The following is a 16,937-nucleotide window of genomic DNA, read 5'->3' as shown; positions in this document are numbered from 1 at the left end:
CGTTGGGATGATCAGTCCGACGCTGAAACGACACCGTCGGCCGGCGTATACGACGGTAGGAGGTGAACGTAGTCATCGAGGTCCAATGCGAACTCTCGCGCTTGGACGGTCGAGGGCTGAATCCAGTAGAGGTCGAACTCGGCACCGTGTTCTTCGCCGCCGTCGGTTACGGTATGTGTCCAGCGGTCGCGCGATTCGTGTACGGTTGTGTGATAGAAATGGCGAACGTAGCGTCGCGGCGGCGACTCGCGGCGCGTCCAAACGTCGGTCGTGAGATGTGTCGGTGCGGTCAGCGAACAGAGGCCGGTCTCTTCCATGACTTCACGAAAGAGTCCATCTCGAGGCGATTCGCCGTCCTCGAGCGTTCCTTTCGGAATCTGGATTCCGTCGTGGCCTGGTCCGTCAAAGACCAGCAGTTCACCCGTGTGGCGGGTAATGTACGCACACGCTTTGGGGACGTACGTTACATCAGACATACTACTATTTCCCACGCCCTCATACTTAAAACAGCGCCCCAATGTATGAGGATGAGACTAAGGTGCCTTAGCGACACCCATAGCATTTTCCCGTATGGGTATTCTTCACATACGGGTGGCAGGCCACGACATGGATGTCTTGGGAGTTGCGTTCACTCGAGCGAACCGTTTTTTACAGCTCACCCGTGATGTAGTGTATGGACGATGCTGACGGCCGCGAGCCCAGGCGAGTATTGGCACTCGTGGTGGTGGCCGTTCTCATCGGGCTCGTACTGGCGGTGACGCAACTCGAGATCAGTCCGTACCGGTTCACACCGGGAACGGCCGTCGTGAGCGTCTTGCTTCTGATCGGTGCCATTGCTGGCCCCGCACTCTTGTTTTCACATTGGCAGGCCACGGCACCGCCGCTCGAGGATCGTCGTTGAATGCAGTCGGCGACGAGTCACTACTGAAAAAGCGGCACGCCGAACGCACAACCGAACCCCTATCAACTCTGCGGGCAATAGGCCGCATATGACAAAGCGGTACGTCTCGCTCCCCGATGCGGCAGAGGCGGGGATGTGCGAGTTCATCGATGAGGTCGACCGTCGACTCTCGAGCGACGAGGACACCTGCTCGGTCGTCGAGGACGTCCTGATCGACCTATCGGGCGACCGTGAGGCCTATGAACGCTGGCAGTCTGGTGCAGACGTCTCGGCGGCCGAGCGCGTTCGTTTGCAGAGTTACGACCCCTGTAACACGACACTCGAGAGCGAGTACTACGCCGAAAAAGACGAAGACGTGTTTCGGCGCTCGAAGCACCTCCAGTGGCTCTGGCGGCAGTTCGACAGTCTCCCAATTGCAGACAACGTCGAGTTCGCCCTGCGATTCCGGCGGATGCTTGCGGACCATCTGTTCGAGGAGTGTGGCGATGGCTGTCGCTTTTTCAAGGGAATTACGTTTACGTACGGCCACAACATCACGATTGGTGACAACACGATTGTCCACGACGGCGTCCATTTAGACGATCGCGGGAAACTCACCATTGGCGACCGCGTCTCAATCTCTGATGGCGTCCACATCTACAGCCACGACCACGATGTCGTCGACCAGACCGAGGTTCGCAACTACCACACACAGATTGGCGACGACGTGCGCCTGACCTACGACTCGATGGTTCGTGCGGGCAACACCGTCGGCGAAAACGCCATCATCGGCGCGCGGGCAATCGTCCAGCACGACGTGCCTGCCCACCACATCGCCGTTGGCATGCCAGCACAGAGCGTCAAAATCAAACCAGGCTGGGAAGACGTCGCAACCCCACTCGAGAATGCCGGCGTCAACCGACAGGATGAGCGCCGTCTCGAGTACGACTTGCCTGAGGATTTTGACGTGTTCGACGAGTTCCAGCGCGACCTTCAGCCACCACAGTAAGCTGATCTGTGGGACCGGAATATTGGTCTGACCGCAGATGAGTCGCGGGTGACCCAGAACTGACGTACAGGGATCCGTATAACTCACGTGCTTCAGACTGTCTCTACAATCCCTGAAACAGGGAATATCCAAGTGAGTTGAGAACGTATGTCATGGCGATGGAGCTCTGGGGATGGCTCATCGGGTACGTGGTTTTGTTCGCCCTTCTCCACCTTGGACTGTATTACGTGTATGTTCGTCGCGAGAACGGTCACACCGGCAGTCACGAGCCCGATCGGTCGCAGTCACCATCGTTTGGCGACCCCAATCGCGCACAGCCTCGAGCAGCGCCCAGAGCCGATCGGTATCCACACCGTCCGGAAGAGTACGGTGACCGCGACGACCCCGATGAACCCTCACTCGAGCGCTCGCTCGACGGTGAAACGATTCGCTGCCCACACTGTGGCGCAACGAACGAAGCGGATCCGACCTTTACGTACTGTTGGCACTGTATTTCGATGCTCCGACAGTGAATTTGGCCCGCGTTAGACTGTCTCAAGTGAAGTCTCGAGCGCCTCGAGATGATCGATACCGACGACTGCGACGACATCGCCGTCGGTGTCCGTGTGGAGTTCCGCGAGACGATCGCTCATACAGTCTTCACGGGTCTCGTCGCGATAGGCGAGTGCACTGCCGTCGGTATCGACACTGCCGAGCAGCGCCTGGACGGTTGCGACGTGGCCGCGTTCGTGGTCAGCCTGCTCGATCGGCGGATCATCGTATGAACACTCATACTCGACCGGATCATCGTACGCCACCGTCATCGACGTCGCGTGATTGAGCGTCGCAGCGACGCGACAGGTCAGCGCCTCCCGCGTCGCGCCGCTCAGACTCGAGAGCACGCGGCGAGCCGTTGCGGCCGAGGCGCGGTCAGCGACCAGTCGGGTCAAAACACGCCGGAGGAACGACCAGTTCGGCGCGTCGATGCCGACGATCTCTGCGTCGGTCGCTCGGATCGCAGCGCTCATCTCGCCACCGAATCGAGGGGGTTCGGCCGCGTTGGTATCCGCGGCGTACGTCTGATACAGCGCCACCGCAGCCGGGGGCAACTCGAGGGCAAGCGTGTCGGGGTCGACGGCCTCGAGAGTGCGTTCGACGCGTCCGATGCTTGCGGGGTGATCGTGGACGACACCGAGAAGATACAGATCCCCGGACGTGCCGTCGATGTGACGGCAAAACTCCGGCGTAATACGAGGGTCAGTAAGCGATTCGAGGAGGGGCGGGGACTCAGCCATCGGTCGAATAGTAATACGAGACTACCGGCATAACCCTTCTGTTGTCCCGTGGTAGGATCGTCCTACTAGGACGAACACGACATCCATTCTCGAGACTGCCACGCAGTTAGATCCTACTGACGAACAACACATCAGTGTGTGTGTCAACGGTTTGGGCGCTTTATTGGCCTTCCACTGGTCTGGACTCATACCGTCTTTGGCGGTGACTGTGAATACGACCTGCCCCAATGACACGCGAGATGATTACGAGCGACGAGGAAGGGAAACGCGTTCTGAACACCGACGGCACCGTGGTCGGCCGTATCGTCGAAGTCCGTGATGAACGGGCGTACGTCGACCCCAATCCGAGTCTGACCGATACGATCAAGGCCAAACTGGGCTGGGGAACGGCAGCCGATGATGCCCATCCACTCGATGCCGGGAGTATCGAACGGATCACTGATGATGCCGTCTATCTTCGCGGAACGCTCTGAGGCCGTTTCCGAACGTGTAAGTCCACAGAAAGCTTATAATGGGCCTGACCCAACGGTCAGTTGGCGAAGAAGTGTGGGAACTACTGTCGTTGCCATCGACTCCCCGCATGGCCTTTCGTGCCTTCCTCGCCAGCAGCACCGGCAGCCACACCGTTGTCTGCTATCCGATCACTGCCCGACACACCTGCCCCGGTGTGTTTTCAGTGCCAGTTCCGATCGCAGCCGTTGCTCTCGAGTCAGTTAGGATAGCCAGGGGCGGGGGAACAATCGCCTTAGACGCCCGTCGAGTACCGCAGGATACCGGCAAAGCCACCAAAAGCGTTGTAGAGCTGTTCGCCCTTTTCGAAGTCCGTCGAGATGAACTTCGTCTCGGTGCCGCGCTGTTCGGCGATTTCGATGAGGTGGTCAATCGCGTCCTCGCGGTCGTCGTCGGTCGCGTCGACCTCGGCCCCGCAGTCGGTGCAGGTGTGTTCCGGCGTCGATTTACGCCGGTCGACGACCTCGCGATCCGTATTCCCACATTCCCCACAATCGTAGCTGATGACGTCCTTCCGGAGGTCTTCGCTGATGAGCAGTCGGTCGACTGCACCCATGATGAGGTTCTCGCGGGTCTGGTCGAATCCGTAGGTCGCCTGGTTGCCAGCGTTGAGTTCCTCGAAGAACTCCTCCATCTGCTTTTTGTCCTTGATAACCTCCGCATCGGCGAGTGCGTCCTCGGCGTTATCGACGAGGTCCTTGAGGCCGGATTCGTCCGTGTAGGCCACGTCGAACTTCCCGATGACGTTGTCCTGAATCTCGTGGTGCAGGTAGTCGCCATCGAGGAACTCGTCTTTCGTCGGGGAGGGACCGCCCACGAGAATGCCGTCGAGTTCGTGGCGCTTCGGAACGAACAGGTCGTTTGCCATCCCCGCGACCTCCTGATAGAAGTTATCGATGGCCTCTAAGCGCAGGCGGGCGAAACGCTGGGCGGACTGACCACCTTTGCGCTGCTTGCCGGGGACGAGCGAGGAGGCGGACTTGACCGGTTCGACGCGTTTGCCCTTTAGCCAGCCGACGTTCGCCTCGCGTCGGTCGAGGACGACGAGCCCGTAGAGGCCCTTATCGGCCAGCATCTCCTCGAGTGGTTCCGTCAGGAAGTCCGAGTCACAGTGATACCGAAAGGAGGTGACTGGCTGTGGTGGACTCTCGAGGACTTTCGTGACCATCTCGGTGCGGCCGCCGCCGGAGTCGACAGCACCCGAGAACAGCACCAGCCCGTTGTCGGGCGGGTAGGTGTCGAAGTACCGAAGCCGGTCTTTGATGCTCGTGAGGGCATCTTGGACGGCCGTTCGCGTCTGTTTTGACTTGATGTTGGCCGCTTCGCTGTGTTCCTGTGTGACGTGTGCGACGACATCACTGATCTGTCGATCATCGGGAACGTAGATCGTTACGAGTTGTGTACCGGAGCCGTCGAAGTCCTTGAGATCCTCGATTACCTTCCGGAACTCGTACTTTTTCCGGTCGGATTGCTCCTGCTCACCCTCCTGGCTCATTGCCCGTACAAAACGGTGCTGTGGCTAAGTATTCTTTGACACGCTACGCGTCAAACTGACAGTCACGACCATGGCGTCCGTGGACTTCTCTCATCGTTCCGTCGCGTTCGAAGCTAAATTATCGACACCTCACTGTTCGTCTCGAGGTGACGATTTAAGGTGTTCCCGTACAACTGTCCGGACAGTACTCGAGTATGTCTCAAGAGACGGTCTATGCTATCGCGAGCGGGAAGGGCGGCGTCGGGAAGACGACGACGACGGTCAATATCGGAACGGCGCTTGCACAGGCGGGCAAGCGCGTGGCCGTCGTCGACGTCGATCTCGGCATGGCGAACCTCGCTGGGTTCGTTAGCCTCACTCCCGACTCGACGACGCTACACGACGTGCTGGCCGGTGACGCATCGATTGAGGACGCCACCTATCGATTGGCAGACAACATCGTCGCTGTCCCGAGTGGAACGGGACTCGACGAGTACGCTGAAGCCTCTCCCGAAGGCCTCGGCGACGTTATCAACGATCTTCGAACGGCGTACGACTACGTCTTGCTTGATGTCGGCGCCGGCATCAGCCACGAAACCGTGTTGCCACTCGGACTCGCCGATGCTGTCCTCGTGGTCTCGACGCCCGAACCCGCTGCTGTACAGGACTCGAAAAAGACGATTGAACTAACCGCCCGTGCCAATGGCTCCGTTGCCGGCCTCGTCGTCACGCGAACCCACCCCGGCAGCGATATCTCCTACGAGGAAATCGCTGCCAGACTCGAGATTCCACTGCTCGGGACGGTCCCAGAGGACAGCGCAGCACGCGAAAGCGTCTACGCCGGCACGCCACTCGTTGTCTACAACGCCGAAGGGCCGGCCGCAATCGCGTATCGCACGCTCGCAGCTGATCTCGCTGGCATTGAACTCAACCCACCGAGCACACGGTCGTCGTCAGAATCCGCGTCCAACACTGACGACCCAGCAGCGTCGACCGAAACGCCAGCCGAACCAGCTGCCGACGCTGACACTGACGGTAACGACGAGTCAGATGAGGACGACGAAACGGGCTCGAGTCAGGAGGCCGCACCCGACGACGTCTCGAGTGCCATCACCGAAGCTGAATCCGATCACTGATCGCATCGAGTGACCACCGTCGGTAGCGGTTGAACCGTGGGTCAGTAGTCAGTGAAACACCGGTATCGACACAGTAGGCACTGCCTGGAACCGTATTCTGATACGATATTGCCGCAGAATTCATCGAAGGCGGTGACTACTCCGACACCAAGATAGTCACCAAATCAAAAACGTCACCTTTCCATACCAATTTGCGTTCGTGAACAGTCGCTCGAGTGTTGAAATCGCTGTTTGTAGACGCTGTCGCTGTCAAAACCAGTTCTGTCGGTGGTGAATTTGACCTCATTTCACGCCGAGACTGGTACGAGCTAATTACTAATCCTCGAGTCTCTCGACCGGTTGAGCATGGAGCGACGAAAGATCCTCCTTGGAAGCGGAGCCGCGCTCGCAACGATCGTTGCGGGCTGTTCCAGTTCCGAGACTGGTGACGACGACCCAAGCAACGACAGTGAAGACTCACTAACTGACCACGACGATGACGATCATGACGATGATCACGACGACGACGATGATCGTGATGATGATGATCACGACGACATCCCCGGCTACAGCGGTGATGTCTCGTTCGACAGCGACAAGCTCTCCGTCGAAAGCGTTGAGCGCAAAGACGACACGCTCGATATCGTCGTTCGCACCGACACGACCGACTCCTATGAACTCCGCAAAGAGTTCGAAACACTCGGCGACGAACTCGAGAAGTCGATCGACGACCCTGAGTCGTTCATCGCCGAGATCCACACCCTCGAGTTGATTATCGAGTACGATGGCAACCGCGTCCTCTCGGTGTACGTCGATGTCCAGTGGATTATCGACTACATGGAAGGGGACATGACGGAAGAAGAACTCGGCGACAAGGTCTACGAGACCAAAGACTGAAACGGTCTGCGATACCGAATTCCGTCCTCATCGCACGACAACTGCGTTCGGCCACGACACGGTTTCCGTTTTTTAGTGCCTGTACCCAATAGCGACGCCACCAGCGTGCCTACATCGACCGCGGGGCTTCGACACCGAGAATCGCGAGTGCGTTCGCGACCGTATGTCTCGAGGCCGCGACAAGCGCGAGGCGTGCCTCTCGAACATCTGGGTCGACATCGTCGGCGAGCACGGGACACTCCCGGTAGAAGGCGTTGAACCGGTCTGCGAAGGTTCGCGTGTAGGTTGCGATCTGATGTGGCTGTAGGTCCTCGGCGGCCTCGTCAACAACGAAGGGGAACCGAGCGATGGTCTCGAGGAGGTCCTCTTCGGCCTCTGTCTCGAGCAGATCGGCCTCGAGCGCCTCGAGTTCGATCTCTTGGTCCGCGAGATCGGTTTCAGGCTCGAGTCCGGCTTCTTCGAGAATCCCGCAGGTGCGGGCGTGGACGTACTGAACGTAGGGTGCGGACTGGGCTTCGAAGTCAAGCGCCTGATCCCACTCGAAGGTAATCGCTTTCGTCGGCTGTTTCGAGACGATATCGTAGCGAACCGCGCCGATGCCGACCTGGTGGGCGATGCGCTCGATGTCTTCGTTGTCCAGATCGTCGTCGCGGATACGGTCATCGAGGCGGTCCTCGACTTCCCCGCGGGCACGGTCGATTGCCTCATCGAGGAGGTCGTCCAGATCGACGCCGGTTCCGCGGCGCGTGCTCATCTTCCCCTCTGGCAGATTGACGTAGGAGTAAAGCACCTGCTCGAGTGGGTCGGTATCGTTACCCAGCAACTCGAGGGTGGTATCAAGCTGGCGAGCCTGCAGTTTGTGGTCCTCACCGAGCACCGTCACCGCGCGGTCGTAGTTGTCGAACTTCCACTCGTGGTGGGCCAGATCGCGGGTCGCATAGAGCGAGGTATCGTCCGAACGCAGGAAGACGAGGTTCTTGTCGATGCCGTGATCTTCAAGCTCGAGTTGCCACGCTTCTTCCTCGTAGACGGCTTCGTCGAGTTCCTTGAGTCGTCCCACGAGGTCGTCGGTGTCGCCGTTTCGCATGAATCGGGTTTCCTTGACGAACTCGTCGAACTCCGCCGGGAGGCGCTCGAGACAGCCTTTCATCCCCGAAAGAACCTGATCGACGACCTCGCTGACGCGCTCGTAGGTTTCCTCGTTGCCTGCCTCGAGCCCCTGCATGATCGACTCGATTTCGGCTTCGGCTTCCTCAACCTCGGCTTCGGAGCCGTTCTCGAGGAAGGCGTTTCCTTTGCGGTAGTAGCGCACGAGGTCGTACTCGATGCGGTCGCGTTCGGGGTCGTCCTCGAGATCCTCCTCGTCGAAGGTTTCGTAGGCCCACGTAAAGACGGCCATCTGCCGTCCCGCGTCGTTGACGTAGTAGTGGCGCTCGACGTCGTATCCTGCATAGTCAAGCAGGTTCGCCACGGCGTCGCCGATGATCGGATTGCGCGCGCGGCCGACGTGCACCGGCCCCGTTGGGTTCGCACTCGTGTGTTCGACGACGACGCTCGTCTCGCGGTCTGGAAGTGCGCCGTAGGACTCGTCGGTCGCTTCCGCGAGCGTGTCCGCGAGGTAGGCGTCACTCGGCAAGAAGTTCAGGTACGGCCCCTGGGTCTGGAGTTCGCCAACGTACTCGAGGTCCTCCACGTCGATTTCGTCGGCAATCTCAGCGGCGACCTGTGGCGGCGCTGCGCCAGCCTCGCTCGCGAGTCGGAACGCCACGCTCGAGGCGAGGACGCTCGGGACATCCTCGGGCGGTTCTTCGAGACCGAGATCGTCGGTGGGATACTCGAGGCTCGAGAGCGCCCCCTCGAGGGCGTCTGCGACCTCGTCGCGTAGGGAGAGGAACATACCCGCTCGTATTCAGGGGGCGACTAAAGGAATGTCGGGTTCCACCGGGGTTCGCTGGTCGGTGACCAGGTGAGACTACTCGAGCGATTCCTGAACACTACTCCGCCGAATCCGAAAACGTGAGTTCTTGATTCTGGTCGTTCTCGGGGGCCGACTCGCCCCCGGCATCCATGTCTCCGCTAGAGCGTTCCGCCTCAATCTTCTCAATTAACAGCTCCACCGCAACCTGATTCGCGCCTTCGGGGATGATTACGTCCGCGTTCTTTTTCGTCGGGTCGACGAACCGTTCGTGCATCGGTTTCACCGTCTCGAGGTACTGCTCGATGACGCCCTCGAGGTCGCGTCCGCGCTCGACCACGTCGCGTTCGATCCGGCGGAGGATGCGGACGTCCGCGTCGGTCATCACGTAGACGCACAGATCCAGCATCTCGAGGATGGTCTCGTCGTACAGCGCGAAAATGCCCTCGAGGACGATCACCTCAGAAGGGGCGACAGTCACGCACTCGTCTGCGCGGTTGTGGATCTCAAAATCATACTGGGGCATCTCGATTGGCTCACCCGCGAGCAGTGCCTCGAGATGCTCGCACAGGAGGTCCCACTCGAACGCGTCGGGATGGTCGTAGTTGACCTGTGCGCGGTCGGCAGGCTCGAGGTGCGAGAGGTCCTCGTAGTAGTTATCCAGCGGAATTCGGGTGACGGCCTCGCCGACGTGGTTGGCAACGGTGCGGGCCACTGTCGTCTTCCCGGCTCCCGTGCCGCCGGCGATTCCGATAACGAACGACGGGTTATGCATCGCTCGTGAAAAACGCGGCTGCTGTTCGGAATCGATCCTCGTGTACCGGTCGGAACCGCTCGCTCGAGGCCGCAAACTCGTTCAACGTCCAGAACTGTGCTGCGTTCGCGTCGCTGCCGGCGCTCGGCTCGCCCGTTGCGTCCGTTCGGTCTGCGACGTAGTACATCGTCACGACGTGCTTGCCGTTGTGCGGTTCCAGCGCGGTCGCATCCAGCATCTCGAGGTCTGTCGGGTCGACGGAGATACCGGATTCCTCCTCGAGTTCGCGCGCGGCGGCGACGTGTGGTTCTTCGCCAACTTCCATGTGGCCGCCGGGGAGGGTCCATTCGCCGACGCCAGGTGGGACGCCACGTTCGACACAGAGGACGGAGGGGTCCGGCCCGCTGCGGTCGACGACGGCGACGCCGGTGCAGGGAACTGGGTTGTGCCAGATCACGCGCTCGCAGGTCGGACAGCGCTGGCGCTCGCGTTCCTCGATTGTGATTGGCTCGAGTGCGTCGCCACACTGCGGACAGTAATCGGGTGGGCGGCTGACCATCGGTCTCTACGCCCCTCTCTGGGCCGGGGGTATCAAAGCGTTTTCAATCCGCTGCCGGTCAGCGGGACGACCACGTCATCTGACTCTTCAATCATGCCCTCTACGCGGTAGACCTCGAGTGCGGCGGGCGCGACCGCGCTTGTCGGTTCGACGTAGAATCCCTTCCGGTGGAGTCGGTCGAGTGTCGCTTCGATTGGGTCGTCGCCGAGTGCGATTGCGTCGCCGTCGGTTGCCTCGATTGCCTCGAGGATCTCGTCTTTGCGCGCTGGCATCGAAATCTGGATGCCGTCGGCGATCTCACTGGAGGTGGGTTCGTCGTCTTCGCGCTCGTCCGCGTCTGGCGCATCGGCTTCGCGTGCATCCTCGAGCGCCTCGACAATGGGTGCGTGGCCGGTCGTCTGTGCGCCAAGCAGTCGTGGCATGCCATCGACGATTCCGGCCTCGTTGAGCAAGGAAAAGCCGCGGTAGGCACCGAGAAACAAGGTGCCGTGACCGATGGGAAGCACGACGGCATCGGGGACGGTCCACCCGCGCTGGGCGGCAATTTCGAACGCAATGGTCATCGTTCCCGCGTAGAACGCGGGGTTCCAGGCGTGGCTTGCGTACCAGCCCTCACCCGACTCAACTGCGTCGATACAGGCGTCCGTCACGTCCTGGCGGGTTCCCTTGATCCGGACCGGGCGGGCGTCGGCGCGCTGAATCGTCATCAGCTTCGACTGTTTCACGTCGGCGGGCACGTAGATGTCCGCCTCGAGATCCGCCTGTGCTGCATAGGTTGCAATCGCCGCGCCGGCGTTGCCCGAGGAGTCCTCGAGAATGGTGTCGACGCCGAGTTCAACGGCTCGCGAAAGGGTTGTCGTCGCACCGCGGTCTTTGAACGAGCCTGTTGGAAAGACGTACTCGAGTTTGAACTGGGCGTCCCATTCTGGGGCGTCGACCAGCGGCGTAAAGCCCTCGTGGAAGGTGACGTGAGGTTCAATCGGTAGGAATTCGAAGAACGTCCAGAGGCCGTCGGTGGTGTCGAGTTGCGACAGGGGAAGCGGATTGCCTTCGGCCAGCGGCTGGTCAACGAACTCGAGGGCACAGCCACAGACACAGCGCCAGGGTTCGTCGGGACCAGCCGTGTACGTCCGGTCGCAGGCAGGACAGTGGAGATCGCTCGCCATGTTAGTAGGAGTCGATATCGGTGCCGACAGAGCAGACGTACTCGCCGGTTGCGACCTGTGGGAGCCGACGGGTTCGCCAGAGAATCCCGTCGCTGTCGGCTGTGATCGTCGCTTTCGTCTCGCCGAAGGCCGTCGTAATTTCAAAGAGTGATTCGCCGTGTGCGACGCGCTCGCCGAGTTCTTTGTGCATTTCGACGAGGCCGCCGTTTGGCGAGCCGTACTGCTCAAAACTGTTCGCACGCGTCTGGCGCTCTAAGTCGTTAGCGTCCTCGAGGAAATCGTAGTACCGAAGCACGTTGAACACGCCGTCGACGCCCTTCTGGATACTTTTCTCGTCCCAGCCGACGCAGCCGCCGAGTTCGGGGTCGACAGTCGGAATGCCCTCGTCGGGGGCGGCTCGAGCGAGTTGGCCGTCGGGACCTTTCTGGTCCAGTACGTAGCCACAGCCGAAGGCTTTCGCGAGTTCGAGACAGTCCTCGTAGAGTCGGTGGCGCTTGCCACAGCGGACGCGAACCTCGTTGAGCATTCGACTCGTTGAGCCCTGATGGAGGTCGAGTACGAGGTCGGCACGCGTCGCCACGTCGAACGTCGCCGCAGCGATTCGCTCGCTCGAGGTGCCCGAGTCGTTGCCCGGATACGCGCGATTCATCTTCGTGTCGTCGATCGGATTTCGATGTTCGGCGACCTGATAGGCGTGGTAGTTGACGATGCCGACGATGAGAATCGTCCCCGAGATGTCGGCGGGGTCGAGTTGGGGCACGACGCGCTGGATAACGCCGAGTCCGTTGAGTTCGTCACCGTCACTGACAGCCTGCAGATAGAGCGTCTTCCCCGATGAGGAGCCGTTGATTACGGCAACCGGCAGACCAAACGGATCCCCGTCTCGAGTCTCACCGACCTCGAGACGACCCGTATCGACCTCCCCGGGTGCGGCACTCGCCGTTCCGAGCGTCGTCGTCATGTCATCCACGACGGACCGGCCGGCCTTTATTGGTTCGGTGTTTCCCGGCGGTCGGTCGGTCGAAATCGCGCGTCGGGCCGGACCCGCCGCACAATCATTTCGCTAGAGGAACAGGTCGTAATAGTACGGACTCACGAAGCCTTCGACCACTGCGGCAATCGCCAGCAAGATCCCGACGCCGATCAGGACCCAGAACGCACGCTCGAGGCGATCGGCAAATGCAACGCGGCTGAGTCGTCCCTGAACCGCTCGGAACCACGAAATCCCGAGTGAGATACCCACGACTGTCGCAATGAAGATCGCGGGAATCTCGAAGATGCCGTGGGGAATCACGAACGCAAGCAACTCGAGTGGTTCGGTCTCGAGTCGGGACATAACGCCCATGAAGACGCCGTTGAACACCAGCGAGAAGATCGCCGGAATTGCAAGTGCAACGCCGCCGAAGGCAGTCGTCAGCGCGACCATCCAGTTATTCTCCGAAGAACTCGAGCGTTGCCGCGACCGGCATGTGCCCCTCGAGTCGGGCCGCAATCGAGGCCTCGAGTGCGCCTACGTCGGTGTAGGGGTCGGCGAGTCGCCAGCCAGCCCAGAACGAGACGAGTGCGAGGACGACGACGATGGCGTGGGTGCCAAGCGTTCCGCGGACGAAGGTGACCATCTCGCTCCAGCCGCGTCGAAGCCCAGCGGTCGTCTGCTGACCGAGTGGGCGCTCTGGCGGTTGCGGTGGCGTCAGTCGGCCGCGATACTGGACGTAGAGCGAACTTTTGAGCAAGTCAAGCACCGGCAACACCACCAGCGCGCCGAGCACCGAGACGATCGCACCGGCCTCGAAGAGCGCAAGCAACCCTGCAACTGCTGAGAGTGTGAACAGCGCCCCGATCGAGATCACGAAGTAGACGATCGCACCGACTGGCTGTGCCCGAATAAAGCCGCCAGCGCTCGAGACCGAGTTGAGAACTCCTGCATCGTCAACGACGACAGCGACCGGTGCGAACGCAAACAGCGCGCGGATGGCCGCGAGGATAAAAATGAACGCCAGTCCAAACAGGAATCCGGTGAGGACGGCGATGATCGGGTCGACTGCGGATAAGATACCAACGAACAGTGCTGCAGCAATGCCACCACCGACGAGGACGACCAGCCAGAGCAGGACCTCGAGAACGTAAAGGCCGACAATCCGGCCCCAGTACCGGCGTGCTCCGGCGCTGCCGGCGACGAGCCCGCGTTCGTTACGGAGTCGTCCGTAGCAGGCCGACAGTTGACCGGCGGTGACGACGCCGTACAGCATGACGCCGAGGATGACACTCACGAGAATTGTGCCGACAAACAACGCCACTATCGGGAGTGTCACGAGTGGCTCGAGTGCCGTTGTGAACTGCTCAAACCACGCCTCGAACGCTGCCGGATCTGCCTCGGGGTCCGGCATCGGCGTCGTCTCGAGAGCGTCGAACTCCGCCAGTGCTGCATCGAGTCGGCCGGTCGTCTCGAGATAGACGTAGCCAACGAACGCCGCGATGAACGGAATCACGCGGATGATGGCAGGAACGGCCGCACCGAGGATGTACAGCGGTAAGATGTCGCCGGGTCGTCGCCGGAGGACGGCGCCGACAGCAGTGATAGCATCTGAGATCGCCATAGCAGCTATTGGACCGTCACTCAGTTAAACAAACCTGTCGGAGAATCGATTGAATACGTGTGGGTACATTAGTTGAACGTTCGATCGTCGAAGCCGTCACCCTCTTCGCTGCCGGTCTGCTCACGCGAGAGTCGCGGCGTAAAGCCACCGGTGAGGATCACGGCGACGACAACCAATGACGCCGACAGCACGACGTAGTTCGCACTCGGCTCGTAGCCCGCCAGTCCCGCCCCTGTCGAAATGACAAAGATCGCAACCGCAAAGATCACGATCGAGACGAGCCCGATGACGACGATTCCGAGCACGCTGACGAGTACTCCGCCGAGCAGCCGACGTATCGATGGCATTGTCGTCTCAGCGTTTACAGTACGTGGTTGTAGTAATTGCGCAATCGCTGTGACTGTTGTCGATCCAAAAACGCACCCCAACGGGGAAAATCAGCGCCGGTGTGTTGCCCAGTCACTCGAATGTCTTCCTCACCCGAGGAGGTAGCGGAGTTTCGGGTAGCGCTCGATCAGCGCTTGCCCACCGACCTCGAGTTGCTCGATGTAGCGGTCCGCACCGAGGATTCGTCCAGCGCCGAAGGCGCCGATGGCCAGGAAGACCACCAGGTAGACGAAATCGCTGTTGACGAATCCGAGCGGGCCGGCAACGTCCCAACTGGCGAGGTAGAACATCGACATCTGCATTGCGCCGCCAAGCGCTGCGAGCCTGACGAGGCCGCCGACGAGCAAGCCGACGCCGATCAGGATCTGCGTTGCTGGCACGACTACGTTGATGATGTCTATCAGCGCCGGGTTCGCTGCCATCGCACCGAAGACCCCCGCGAGGGGCCCCTCAGCACCCATCAGATAGCCGCTGGCATCGAACGCTTCGCCTGCGAAGATCGTCAACTTGCCGAGGCCAGCACCGAGGAACGCAAGCCCCATCGTCACCCGTAGTCCAACGACAAACCACGCACTTAACGCGTGGGGTTCTCCCTCGAGCGTCACACCGCCGTACCGACTTTCAAGCCGGTTTGCCGAACTTGCTGCCATTGGTGGTCACCTTACAGCTACACGTTAGACGAGTGTTTACTTGAATCCGGATTCCGCTTCCCAAATCAGTATAATTGTTCCGACCGATTGAGAACGGTAGCAAAACATGTTCGCCCCTCCATAAGGGGTGCATCGTAGCGGCTGTATATATCAACCCAGTCCAACCGATCCAGCTCATACGCGGCTGAACAGCGGATTACGATTTCGCACCGGCGACGCCGCCACCGATTGCCGCACCACACTCGGTGCAGGCGACCAAATAGAATCGTTTCGACGCGGCGAAAAAACCAGTAGAGGCGTCCATCTCTACGAAATCAACATCCGATTCGCTCTCGAGGTCAATCCCACAGTCAGGGCAGTGAACCATACACACACCAGCGGCGGGCTGTATGAATATGTTTCTGTCATCATCGGCAGGAACCGATGTCTCTCGCGCTCACATCTCTCGATCACCAGGCAGTCCGTGGAGCGGCGTGTCCGCTTCGCCTCACCGGGAATACGTCTCGAGGCGGACGATCTGTCCGTCTGTGATCGAGAAGAAGTCGGCGAACTCGAACAGCATTTCGTTTGTCTCCGCATCGACGACGGTGCCTCGAGCGGCGACCAACTCGGTATCGGCGTCTGCGACGACGGCGTCGAGTTCGTGGCGGGTGTTCGGATTCGGCCGCTCTGTTCGCATGAACGCGATGAACGACGCCCGGTCCTCGAATGTGCGATCCGGTCGGTGCTGGACGAATGCGGGTGCGAGAATCGACTCGAGTGCCTCGTACTCGTGCCCGTCTAGTGCGTCGTAGTACTGTCGAACGAGACCGGCTGCGTCCATACATCGCTTTTCGAGGCGAGGACTAAAAGTGTGGGCTGGCGCGGATGTTCGGGTCATGATAGCATGGGGCTGCAGGGGCGAGGCCTCGAGTCGGCGTACCGACCCGCTTTTCTCGCGTGCACTCGAAGTCGGCTTATCGTGGAGTGTCACGTCTACTACGAGGGGGATGACGACCCGGACAAGTGTACCGCCCGTCGACTCGAGCGCTTCGACGAGGCGATTCTGCATCGCACGATGCGCCAAGTCCCCTACGGCGTCGTCCTCAATCCCCACGCCGAGCAGGCGCTCTCGCCGGCTGACGCCGCAGAGGGGCTCGGCACGCTAGTCGCACTCGATTGCTCGTGGGAATCCGCCGAAGCGGCCTCGTTTCGCATGAACGGCGTTCATCGTGCCCTGCCGTTTCTCGTCGCTGCAAACCCCGTCAACTACGGTCGGCCATTCCAACTCACCACCGTCGAAGCGCTCGCGGCCGCCTGCTGTATCTTCGACGAGTACGACCGCGCTGAAGCCCTCCTCGAGCCATTCCGCTGGGGCGAGACCTTTCTGACGCTGAACGAGGAACCGCTCCGACGCTACAGCGAGTGTGCAGACTCGAGCGAGGTTGTCGCGGTGCAGGACGACTACTTAGCTGATGAGGATACGGATGCCACCGAAGACGACTAAGCGACTCATCTGACTCGAGTCACGGCTGCAGTCGGGACCACAGCGGTTATATGTACCACGGGCTAACGGAGCGACATGCCAAGTTTCGACGCTGCCGAAGCCCGGACGCTCGAGAAGATGATCTGTATGCGCTGTAACGCGCGCAACCCACAGGATGCCGACAGCTGCCGCAAGTGCGGCTACAAGAACCTGCGTCCAAAAGCCAAAGAACCCCGCGCCGCATAACGCTGCGTTCGGTCCTTCGTTTTTTCCGTCGTTCCGTTC

Annotated in this window: 20 protein-coding genes and 1 pseudogene; 8 read left to right on the top strand and 13 right to left on the bottom strand. The window is 60.5% G+C overall.

The window, feature by feature from the left end; all coding sequences use genetic code 11:
* Window positions 1–11: 11 nt before the first annotated feature.
* Window positions 12–476, bottom strand: a complete 465-nt coding sequence (locus tag G6M89_RS03960) for an NUDIX domain-containing protein (RefSeq protein ID WP_165160484.1) — start codon at window positions 474–476, stop codon at window positions 12–14.
* 197 nt (window positions 477–673) lie between these two features.
* On the opposite strand from G6M89_RS03960, the gene G6M89_RS03955 reads away from it, so the two are divergent.
* The 3 genes from G6M89_RS03955 to G6M89_RS03945 all read left to right on the top strand — a co-directional run bounded on the left by G6M89_RS03955 (window position 674) and on the right by G6M89_RS03945 (window position 2,401).
* A complete protein-coding gene (locus G6M89_RS03955) occupies window positions 674–901 on the top strand; it encodes a hypothetical protein (RefSeq protein WP_165160483.1) in 228 nt (75 codons plus the stop codon).
* An 88-nt stretch (window positions 902–989) separates the two neighbouring features.
* Window positions 990–1,889: an acyltransferase gene (locus G6M89_RS03950; protein WP_165160482.1), complete on the top strand. Its 900-nt coding sequence runs from the start codon at window positions 990–992 to the stop codon at window positions 1,887–1,889.
* Between the two features lie 158 nt (window positions 1,890–2,047).
* Complete coding sequence (locus G6M89_RS03945) at window positions 2,048–2,401, top strand: hypothetical protein (protein WP_165160528.1); 354 nt, start codon at window positions 2,048–2,050, stop codon at window positions 2,399–2,401.
* A 12-nt stretch (window positions 2,402–2,413) separates the two neighbouring features.
* On the opposite strand, the gene G6M89_RS03940 is transcribed toward G6M89_RS03945, so the two are convergent.
* Window positions 2,414–3,163, bottom strand: coding sequence for a hypothetical protein (locus tag G6M89_RS03940; RefSeq protein ID WP_165160481.1), 750 nt, complete (start codon window positions 3,161–3,163; stop codon window positions 2,414–2,416).
* 227 nt (window positions 3,164–3,390) lie between these two features.
* Here G6M89_RS03940 and G6M89_RS03935 point away from each other — a divergent pair, with 227 nt between their 5' ends.
* On the top strand, window positions 3,391–3,636 hold the full coding sequence (locus G6M89_RS03935) for a PRC-barrel domain containing protein (protein WP_165160480.1): 246 nt from the start codon (window positions 3,391–3,393) through the stop codon (window positions 3,634–3,636).
* A gap of 272 nt (window positions 3,637–3,908) precedes the next feature.
* On the opposite strand, the gene prf1 is transcribed toward G6M89_RS03935, so the two are convergent.
* The gene (gene prf1 / locus G6M89_RS03930; protein WP_165160479.1) at window positions 3,909–5,168 is read right to left on the bottom strand and encodes a peptide chain release factor aRF-1; all 1,260 of its coding nucleotides are present in this window, start codon (window positions 5,166–5,168) and stop codon (window positions 3,909–3,911) included.
* Window positions 5,169–5,362: 194 nt separating this feature from the next.
* Here prf1 and minD point away from each other — a divergent pair, with 194 nt between their 5' ends.
* On the top strand, window positions 5,363–6,283 hold the full coding sequence (gene minD, locus G6M89_RS03925) for a cell division ATPase MinD (protein ID WP_165160478.1): 921 nt from the start codon (window positions 5,363–5,365) through the stop codon (window positions 6,281–6,283).
* Between the two features lie 345 nt (window positions 6,284–6,628).
* Entirely contained in the window at window positions 6,629–7,159 is a 531-nt protein-coding gene (locus G6M89_RS03920) for a hypothetical protein (RefSeq protein WP_165160477.1), read from the top strand.
* 109 nt (window positions 7,160–7,268) lie between these two features.
* On the opposite strand, the gene argS is transcribed toward G6M89_RS03920, so the two are convergent.
* The 10 genes and pseudogenes from argS to G6M89_RS03870 form a co-directional block, all read right to left on the bottom strand.
* Window positions 7,269–9,056 carry an arginine--tRNA ligase gene (gene argS, locus G6M89_RS03915; protein ID WP_165160476.1) on the bottom strand — a complete coding sequence of 596 codons (1,788 nt, stop codon included), beginning with the start codon at window positions 9,054–9,056 and terminating at the stop codon, window positions 7,269–7,271.
* Window positions 9,057–9,153: 97 nt separating this feature from the next.
* Window positions 9,154–9,849 (bottom strand): uridine kinase, encoded by a 696-nt coding sequence (gene udk, locus G6M89_RS03910; RefSeq protein WP_165160475.1) that lies wholly within the window; start codon window positions 9,847–9,849, stop codon window positions 9,154–9,156.
* Window positions 9,842–10,387 (bottom strand): NUDIX hydrolase, encoded by a 546-nt coding sequence (locus G6M89_RS03905; RefSeq protein WP_165160474.1) that lies wholly within the window; start codon window positions 10,385–10,387, stop codon window positions 9,842–9,844. The genes udk and G6M89_RS03905 overlap by 8 nt, the downstream gene beginning before the upstream one ends.
* 32 nt (window positions 10,388–10,419) lie before the next feature.
* Window positions 10,420–11,553 carry a pyridoxal-phosphate dependent enzyme gene (locus G6M89_RS03900; protein ID WP_165160473.1) on the bottom strand — a complete coding sequence of 378 codons (1,134 nt, stop codon included), beginning with the start codon at window positions 11,551–11,553 and terminating at the stop codon, window positions 10,420–10,422.
* A gap of 1 nt (window position 11,554) precedes the next feature.
* Entirely contained in the window at window positions 11,555–12,514 is a 960-nt protein-coding gene (locus tag G6M89_RS03895; protein WP_165160472.1) for a succinylglutamate desuccinylase/aspartoacylase family protein, read from the bottom strand.
* A gap of 102 nt (window positions 12,515–12,616) precedes the next feature.
* Window positions 12,617–14,150 (bottom strand): annotated as a pseudogene (locus G6M89_RS03890) (stage II sporulation protein M).
* A gap of 68 nt (window positions 14,151–14,218) precedes the next feature.
* Complete coding sequence (locus G6M89_RS03885; RefSeq protein WP_165160471.1) at window positions 14,219–14,497, bottom strand: hypothetical protein; 279 nt, start codon at window positions 14,495–14,497, stop codon at window positions 14,219–14,221.
* Window positions 14,498–14,626: 129 nt separating this feature from the next.
* Window positions 14,627–15,187: a DoxX family membrane protein gene (locus G6M89_RS03880; protein WP_165160470.1), complete on the bottom strand. Its 561-nt coding sequence runs from the start codon at window positions 15,185–15,187 to the stop codon at window positions 14,627–14,629.
* Window positions 15,188–15,383: 196 nt separating this feature from the next.
* A complete protein-coding gene (locus tag G6M89_RS03875; RefSeq protein ID WP_165160469.1) occupies window positions 15,384–15,554 on the bottom strand; it encodes a hypothetical protein in 171 nt (56 codons plus the stop codon).
* A gap of 120 nt (window positions 15,555–15,674) precedes the next feature.
* Window positions 15,675–16,010: a nuclear transport factor 2 family protein gene (locus tag G6M89_RS03870; RefSeq protein ID WP_165160468.1), complete on the bottom strand. Its 336-nt coding sequence runs from the start codon at window positions 16,008–16,010 to the stop codon at window positions 15,675–15,677.
* A gap of 138 nt (window positions 16,011–16,148) precedes the next feature.
* On the opposite strand from G6M89_RS03870, the gene G6M89_RS03865 reads away from it, so the two are divergent.
* Complete coding sequence (locus tag G6M89_RS03865; RefSeq protein ID WP_165160467.1) at window positions 16,149–16,673, top strand: DUF367 family protein; 525 nt, start codon at window positions 16,149–16,151, stop codon at window positions 16,671–16,673.
* 75 nt (window positions 16,674–16,748) lie between these two features.
* Window positions 16,749–16,898, top strand: a complete 150-nt coding sequence (locus tag G6M89_RS03860; protein WP_165160466.1) for a 50S ribosomal protein L40e — start codon at window positions 16,749–16,751, stop codon at window positions 16,896–16,898.
* Window positions 16,899–16,937 lie beyond the last annotated feature (39 nt).

The organism is Natronolimnobius sp. AArcel1 (assembly GCF_011043775.1).
Lineage (GTDB): Archaea > Halobacteriota > Halobacteria > Halobacteriales > Natrialbaceae > Natronolimnobius.
Note: the sequence above shows the minus strand (reverse complement) of the source record. Positions and strands in the feature narration are given on the sequence as shown.

Bases quoted from the DNA above. Each gene is read 5' to 3' on its own strand.
- G6M89_RS03960 (WP_165160484.1), bottom strand. From the start codon at position 476: ATGTCTGATGTAACGTACGTCCCCAAAGCGTGTGCGTACATTACCCGC.
- G6M89_RS03955 (WP_165160483.1), top strand. From the start codon at position 674: ATGGACGATGCTGACGGCCGCGAGCCCAGGCGAGTATTGGCACTCGTG.
- G6M89_RS03950 (WP_165160482.1), top strand. From the start codon at position 990: ATGACAAAGCGGTACGTCTCGCTCCCCGATGCGGCAGAGGCGGGGATG.
- G6M89_RS03945 (WP_165160528.1), top strand. From the start codon at position 2,048: ATGGAGCTCTGGGGATGGCTCATCGGGTACGTGGTTTTGTTCGCCCTT.
- G6M89_RS03940 (WP_165160481.1), bottom strand. From the start codon at position 3,163: ATGGCTGAGTCCCCGCCCCTCCTCGAATCGCTTACTGACCCTCGTATT.
- G6M89_RS03935 (WP_165160480.1), top strand. From the start codon at position 3,391: ATGACACGCGAGATGATTACGAGCGACGAGGAAGGGAAACGCGTTCTG.
- prf1 (WP_165160479.1), bottom strand. From the start codon at position 5,168: ATGAGCCAGGAGGGTGAGCAGGAGCAATCCGACCGGAAAAAGTACGAG.
- minD (WP_165160478.1), top strand. From the start codon at position 5,363: ATGTCTCAAGAGACGGTCTATGCTATCGCGAGCGGGAAGGGCGGCGTC.
- G6M89_RS03920 (WP_165160477.1), top strand. From the start codon at position 6,629: ATGGAGCGACGAAAGATCCTCCTTGGAAGCGGAGCCGCGCTCGCAACG.
- argS (WP_165160476.1), bottom strand. From the start codon at position 9,056: ATGTTCCTCTCCCTACGCGACGAGGTCGCAGACGCCCTCGAGGGGGCG.
- udk (WP_165160475.1), bottom strand. From the start codon at position 9,849: ATGCATAACCCGTCGTTCGTTATCGGAATCGCCGGCGGCACGGGAGCC.
- G6M89_RS03905 (WP_165160474.1), bottom strand. From the start codon at position 10,387: ATGGTCAGCCGCCCACCCGATTACTGTCCGCAGTGTGGCGACGCACTC.
- G6M89_RS03900 (WP_165160473.1), bottom strand. From the start codon at position 11,553: ATGGCGAGCGATCTCCACTGTCCTGCCTGCGACCGGACGTACACGGCT.
- G6M89_RS03895 (WP_165160472.1), bottom strand. From the start codon at position 12,514: ATGACGACGACGCTCGGAACGGCGAGTGCCGCACCCGGGGAGGTCGAT.
- G6M89_RS03885 (WP_165160471.1), bottom strand. From the start codon at position 14,497: ATGCCATCGATACGTCGGCTGCTCGGCGGAGTACTCGTCAGCGTGCTC.
- G6M89_RS03880 (WP_165160470.1), bottom strand. From the start codon at position 15,187: ATGGCAGCAAGTTCGGCAAACCGGCTTGAAAGTCGGTACGGCGGTGTG.
- G6M89_RS03875 (WP_165160469.1), bottom strand. From the start codon at position 15,554: ATGGTTCACTGCCCTGACTGTGGGATTGACCTCGAGAGCGAATCGGAT.
- G6M89_RS03870 (WP_165160468.1), bottom strand. From the start codon at position 16,010: ATGGACGCAGCCGGTCTCGTTCGACAGTACTACGACGCACTAGACGGG.
- G6M89_RS03860 (WP_165160466.1), top strand. From the start codon at position 16,749: ATGCCAAGTTTCGACGCTGCCGAAGCCCGGACGCTCGAGAAGATGATC.